This window comes from Ruminiclostridium sufflavum DSM 19573, from assembly GCF_003208175.1.
In the GTDB taxonomy this organism is placed as follows: domain Bacteria; phylum Bacillota; class Clostridia; order Acetivibrionales; family DSM-1351; genus Ruminiclostridium; species Ruminiclostridium sufflavum.
Genome location: NZ_QKMR01000040.1, coordinates 1 through 6,502, shown reverse-complemented (window position 1 = coordinate 6,502; position 6,502 = coordinate 1). Strand labels below are relative to the sequence as shown.

6 protein-coding genes are annotated in these 6,502 nt (G+C 34.3%); 4 read left to right on the top strand and 2 right to left on the bottom strand.

Annotation, left to right across the window (positions count from 1 at the left end; genetic code table 11):
- Window positions 1-624 (top strand): DDE-type integrase/transposase/recombinase (locus tag LY28_RS18655; RefSeq protein ID WP_165835635.1); only part of this gene is annotated, 624 nt, incomplete at its 5' end.
- A gap of 531 nt (window positions 625-1,155) precedes the next feature.
- On the opposite strand, the gene LY28_RS18650 is transcribed toward LY28_RS18655, so the two are convergent.
- The gene (locus LY28_RS18650; protein ID WP_110463677.1) at window positions 1,156-2,103 is read right to left on the bottom strand and encodes a CHAP domain-containing protein; all 948 of its coding nucleotides are present in this window, start codon (window positions 2,101-2,103) and stop codon (window positions 1,156-1,158) included.
- A 234-nt stretch (window positions 2,104-2,337) separates the two neighbouring features.
- Here LY28_RS18650 and LY28_RS18645 point away from each other — a divergent pair, with 234 nt between their 5' ends.
- The 3 genes from LY28_RS18645 to LY28_RS18630 all read left to right on the top strand — a co-directional run bounded on the left by LY28_RS18645 (window position 2,338) and on the right by LY28_RS18630 (window position 5,927).
- Window positions 2,338-4,029: a sensor histidine kinase gene (locus LY28_RS18645; protein WP_110463676.1), complete on the top strand. Its 1,692-nt coding sequence runs from the start codon at window positions 2,338-2,340 to the stop codon at window positions 4,027-4,029.
- A 23-nt stretch (window positions 4,030-4,052) separates the two neighbouring features.
- Window positions 4,053-4,688: a response regulator transcription factor gene (locus tag LY28_RS18640; protein ID WP_110463675.1), complete on the top strand. Its 636-nt coding sequence runs from the start codon at window positions 4,053-4,055 to the stop codon at window positions 4,686-4,688.
- Between the two features lie 723 nt (window positions 4,689-5,411).
- On the top strand, window positions 5,412-5,927 hold the full coding sequence (locus tag LY28_RS18630; RefSeq protein WP_110463673.1) for a DUF5317 family protein: 516 nt from the start codon (window positions 5,412-5,414) through the stop codon (window positions 5,925-5,927).
- Window positions 5,928-5,968: 41 nt separating this feature from the next.
- On the opposite strand, the gene LY28_RS18625 is transcribed toward LY28_RS18630, so the two are convergent.
- Window positions 5,969-6,502: IS3 family transposase (locus LY28_RS18625; protein ID WP_110463672.1), on the bottom strand; the 534-nt coding region annotated here is incomplete at its 5' end.

The window sequence follows — 6,502 nt, the reverse complement described above, 5'->3', positions numbered from 1 at the left end:
AACACTAATTTCAAAAAGTGGAATGGATTTAACATTTATTCTGTTGATGGAAGTACAGTCCAAGTTCCTAACTCAGAGGAAAATCTTAAAATTTTCGGAACAAATCCTAATCAATACAATAAAAATGGTGCGCTTGCATCGGTTTCTGTATTATATGATGTTATGAATGATATCATTGTAGATGCAGAGTTTTCTCGCTATCGCTCTAACGAAAGAGAATCTGCTAAAAACCATATCAAAAAACTTTCTACAAAAAAGAATTCTATAATATTATTTGACCGAGGTTATCCCTCTAAGGATTTGTTTGAATATATTAACAGTAATAATCTGCTTTTCCTGATGAGACTTTCAAGAAGTTTTAAAAGCCTAATTTTTGAGGAATCAGATAAGGTAATTGAGTATCAGCAAAGAAATTCAAAAGAGAGCATTCTTTTTCACTCAGACAGAGGTAGCCAATATAGCTCAAACGCTTACCAGGACTTGCTTTCGGAGCATAAAATAGTTCCTAGCATGAGTCGTAAAGGTAATCCATATGACAATGCTGTAGCAGAAAACTTCTTTAGTAATATGAAATGTGAGTGTACCAATTTTTATCGGTTTAAAACAAGGCAAGAAGCCAAATAGGCTATATTTGAATATATAGAAGTTTATTATAACCGTCAAAGACGTCATTCAAAATGTGGATGGATGCCACCTAAGAAATATAAGCGATTAATCAATAAAATTGCAGCCTAACATTTTTTAATAATAGTATTTTAAATTTGGATTAGTCTAAGAATTACATGTAAATATTTAACTTAATATAAAATAAAATCAAGAACATAGGAATACTAAGAAAACAGGAGATATGATCACGGATTAGTGTCCATTTTTAGCAGAAGGACTCATTTATCAAATATGCTAAGTCTTAGCCAGTCTGCAGTTTTGCTTGTAGCTATAGGGGATAATTGATAAAAATCACTGCATAAAATTATTTTATTGGATACAAGAGGTTTTCAACTAAAAATGGGCTGGGGGGGAGGTCACCGATGACCCTCCAGGAACTTATCCAATTAACTAGGGATACTGAAAAAGAAAATTGTATAATTATACATATACTACAAAAAGGCGAAGGAGAGAGCATAAATGCTCTCTCCGCACCACTTCTTAATTATTTCATTCTTTCTCTAAAAGCCACTTTTGTGAATCTGTACCGGTATACGTTTGTAATCTAACATCTGCCTGGTTCTTGTATGTACCTGAAGGAGCAAGCACGACATCTCGATTCATCTTTGAGCGAATAATATACTGATTATTACCAACGCTTTCAATTATCCATAATTGGCAATTGTCGCTGCTGTCATAAGTGAGTACATTTACATTATCATTATTTCGAGCAGCATTGATGTTATATACATTAAGTACGATATTGCTATTAACTGTACGGATGACGATGGCATCTCCAACATTTTCAAATATCCACTTTTGCGCGGAATCATTTCTATTAAAGGGATATAGCGTTACTTCGTCTTTGTTTTTTGGCGTGTAGGCTGTATATACGTTCAACGCTTGATTAGGATTTGCAGCATTCTTTACAAAATATGTTCCATTGTCTATTACTGAATTGCTATCAATAAAGATATCTTTTATATGGATATATCCGCTTACGCTTGACTTGGAAATTGTACGGGTACTATATTTACCATCCCAATTCCTGTTGTACTCTTCAATAGTCACATTGTCACCATTTACAGAAGATACCCATGCTACATGACCATAGGTGCCAGTGTCCCACCATGCGACTGCACCAACGGCAGGGGTTTTATCCACCGCGATTCCTAGGTTTTTTGCAACGGAGCCCCAATTGTTAGCATTTCCCCACCTTGATACCCCCATATATTGATTTGTGAAATGCACGCCGTTGTTATTGTTTAATCGAAAAGCCACGAAAGAAGTACATTGCCTATAATAAAAGTTATAGGGGTCAACGCCGTCACCATACCCGGCATAAGGGTAGTCGTCTGCAGCAATTGCGGTTAGTGGCACGAGTATCAGAACCAGAACCATTGATAACAGTATTGCTATTGTGCGGGTAAAAATCTTGGCATTTGCTTGTTTAAACATAATAATTCTCCTCTCTTAACGTAAGATGTTATTTTTTTCCATGGCATAAGCATACCATTACCCACAACTATTTGTAATCATACGGAAGGACCAACAAAAGTATAGCAAACAAAATCCAAATAGCTAAAACATTTATACTTAAGTTTATACTTTAGTATATTTATGTTTTTTAACTTTTGTATTAAAATAAATATCTAGGTATAGGTATCTTTAATATTGGACTGGGGGGATTCTATGAATATATCACAGATGTGTATTCTTACATATACTCTGGTTGCAATATACTGTGTAATTACAATAGTATTTTTTCATCTCAAATCTCATAAATCACCTGCGCTATATAGCCTGCTCTCAGCACAAGTAATGTTAGTTCTATGGCTGATATTTGGAATGATTGAGATCAATTCTGAATCAGATTCCCAACTATATCTGACGGTTAGATTTACCTTGTTTCCTGTTTGCTTTATAGGTGGTTTTTGGTTTTTATTCTCTCTTTATTATGCCGACAAAATCCCATCATTTAGAACACTTAAAGGCAAAATGATAGTACTTGCAGTTTTCACACCCTTGATTATTACTTATATTCCAGCTTTGACGGACAGGTTATTTCCCCTGATTATAAAGGATAAACATTTTTATAATACGATAGATACAAAATGGGGCGATTTTTTTGTTGCCAACCTTTTGTTTACATATACATATTTCGTTTCAAGTATGATTGTTGTAATACTAAAATCAATTAAGGAATACAAGAGACTAAAAAATAAAATTATACTAATTATATTGGCTCCACTTATTACACTGGGTATACATATTGTTACATCTTTGCGAATGATTCCTCCTCCGGGTTTTGACCTGACACCCGTAAGCTTCTCAATCTCTATTTCTTTGTTATCATTAGCAGTTTTTAAATATAAGGTCTTTGACCCTGTACCAACTATTACCTACGATATATTTAATAACTTGGAGGATGCCACCATAATATTTGATCATCAGGGAAAAATATCAAATTGCAACAAATCTGCAAGTAAGGAATTAAATTGCTATTTTGATGTTTCCTCATGCAATGATATTTATGAATTCCTTAATATGTTGAAACAAACCACAACTAAATCCGAAGAAATAGACAAGGCAATAGATTCAGTTAATCTTAATGTTGAAATGTTTAATTGCAAATTGGTTATGGATAAGAATCAAGATTATGCCGCTTGGAAAAGCTATGATTTATATATTAAAACCTTCAAACAAAGAGATAAGAGGAGAGGTGGCTTTGTCTCGCTAAAAAACAATTCTATTGTTCTTTATGAAGAACGATCACGAATCGCTTCAGAATTCCATAATATTCTTAATAATGCTGTCTGTGCTATAAAATCTTCTTTGGCCGATGCCTTGGAGAGTCAGGAATTTCAAGCAAATACAAATCTATCTAAAGAATATGAAGGAATTGAGAAAGCTTACGGTACATCTGAAGAATTACTTTTGGAAATACCTAAAATAATCAATGAGTTATGTCCTATAGATATACAACAAATTGGACTTTTTGAAGCTCTTAACAGATTAATAAAAAGAGTGGATAGTAGAAGGATGAATATTCAAATATACCATAACGATATTGATTTTGATAAAATTTCTCAAAATAAACAGCTAGCATATGCATTATACGCAATAGTCATGGAAGCAATTAGCAACTCGTATAAAAGAGGAAGAGCGAAGAATCTAGGTATTCAGATAACTAAGAAGCAAAAATCGTTAAAGTTATATATTTGTGATGATGGCATGGGATGTGATAAAATATATTTTGATAATGGGCTAATTGATATGCAAAAAAAAATATTAGCTTTAGGCGGAACGATTAATTTTAGTTCTTCAATAGATGGAGGATTTTCTATAACTATTGAGATTCCTTTCTCTTTTATTAGTTTTTAGGAGAGTGATGAAATATTATTAATGTGATTATTGCTGAAGATTACACCCCGATAAGAGTAGAAATAATGGAAAAGCTTCTAAGGTATCCGGATACGATTAATATTGTGGGCGTAGCATTAAATGGAAAACAGGCTGTGGAGTTTGCAAATACACGAAAACCGGATGTTATTTTAATGGATGTTGAAATGCCTGTAATGACAGGGTTGGAGGCTGCTGAACTTATAAAAGCAAGCAACAGCAAAATAAAAATTATTTTCTATTCTGCATTTGAAAAAGAAGAATATATTAAAAGAGCATCGGATATAAAGTGTTATGGGTTTATAAAGAAGGAAGATTCTCCCGAACTCATATATACTGCTATTCTGAACGCGCATTACGGATATTCCACGATCAAGGCGGCTCACTTTGAAAATAGCATAAGAACGATATCATCACTGCCTAAAGCGGATAACCCTTTAAGCGACAAAGAATACGATGTAGCTTGTTATCTGGCGACAGGGCTTACAAACAAGGAAGTTGGTAAGAAGATGTACGTGGGTGAGTCTACTGTAAAAAAACACGTACAGGCAATTTTGATTAAGCTAGGTATTTCTACCTCTAAAGGAATTGCTTTAAAACTAATGGAATTAGGGCTGTTGAGAGATCTAGATAATAAATAATGATGAATTCGGTATCGGGAGATATGAATGATTAATCTTTTGATTAAATTTTATTATATCTCAGGATTTTTATGGAATCCCGCTTCTTATTACAGAAAATGAATATGCCGGATTCTATAAATGGATATATACCTAACTGAGGCTGGATAAGAGATACCAAGACTGCTGATCTGTCTGCGAAAGTCAGTTGCTCCCAGAGCAAGGTAGACATGCTCTGCATTCATGGTCATACGGTTCAGCATTATTCCGCTAGTGGAATATTCCGGGATTCTGTAATACGGATAGAAAAATCATTTCAGGCAGTTATCAATCCCGATGAGGTTTCCTTCCTGGCTGATATTTCATGTGTCAAAATTACGGACACTTCGGCAAATATATAGTTTCCCAGCCCTTGATTTTCCGACTCTAATAGTAATAGCATGCCTAGAAACATCGTTTTTAGAACACCATTCATCTACCTTCAAAACACTAAATTTTCTATCCGTAAATCTGTTATTCCATAGTGCAATGGATTCTGCTGTACGTATAAAAATTACCTCCCGATGTGTTTTAAGGAAGCATAACATTTTTATCAACTAAATGGAATGACGCCATGTCTTGATGCACTTATTAAACAAACGGAACCGGCAATATCGGTTTGCATCGGCATACTTCTTGAGGTTAGCTCAATAATTCCGGCATTTGAAAAACTATATAATAAATTTGATAAGATTGGAGCAAAAAATGATTGAGACCGTAATACTTGCGATTATATTTGCAAAAATAAAGGATACTGAAATAAAGAAAATATTAAGGCACTGGGAGTTCTATCCGGTATTTGCGTGTGCGATTATATATATTTTTCTTCAAATAGACATATTTGCCGGTAACTATACAGTACTTCCTTATTCAAGCATATATAAAACAGTTTACTCTGCGGCTATTTTTTTCCTGATTTACAGATTTAGAATATACAAGCAGGGGGGTATTGGTATAGGATTAATGTTTGCCGGATTGGTGCTTAACAAGCTGGTTATGTATTTTAACAATTGGAAAATGCCGGTATTTCCTACTCTATCCTTAAAAACAGGATATATAGATATAGATAAGTTAAATACAATTGACGGCTGGCATGTGGTAGGGGATAGCTCAACAAGGTTGAAATTTTTATCAGATATATTTGATACCGGATATTGTGTAATGAGCTTGGGGGATATATTGGTAAGAGCCTTTTTGTTTGACCTTGCCTCAATAAAATAGACAGCAAGAATCACTATTTATCTCATTAATTCTTATGATACCTATGATATTTCCTTCAGCATGAATGGTGGAATATACCCATTTGTTGAATGAGTCCTTTTACGGTTATAAAACAGTTCTATGTATTCAAAAACAGCCTTTTTAGCCTCAGCTCTGGTCTCAAAATTATAATCATTTAGCCATTCCATTTTAAGTTTGCCCCAGAAAGATTCCATAGGGGCATTGTCATAACAATTGCCCTTTCTGCTCATACTGCATACAAATCCATATCTTTTTAGCAGATTTTGGTAGTCATTACTGGCGTATTGAATTCCCCGGTCAGAATGAATTATTAATCCTTCTTTAGCACCGATTCTTCCAATTGCTTGATTCAGGGCAGCAGATACCAACTCAGTTCTCATGTGGTTTGCCATAGACCATCCTACAATCCTACGTCCATAGAGGTCCATTACACCAGCAAGATAAAGCCAACCTTCTTTTGTAGGAATATACGTAATATCCGATACCCACTTCTGGTTAGGTCTACTGGCAGTAAATTCTCTATTAAGAATGTTATCTGCCACAGGAAGACTATG

Coding starts and splice junctions, on each gene's coding strand:
- LY28_RS18645 (WP_110463676.1), top strand. CDS start 2,338: ATGAATATATCACAGATGTGTATTCTTACATATACTCTGGTTGCAATA.
- LY28_RS18630 (WP_110463673.1), top strand. CDS start 5,412: ATGATTGAGACCGTAATACTTGCGATTATATTTGCAAAAATAAAGGAT.
- LY28_RS18650 (WP_110463677.1), bottom strand. CDS start 2,103: ATGTTTAAACAAGCAAATGCCAAGATTTTTACCCGCACAATAGCAATA.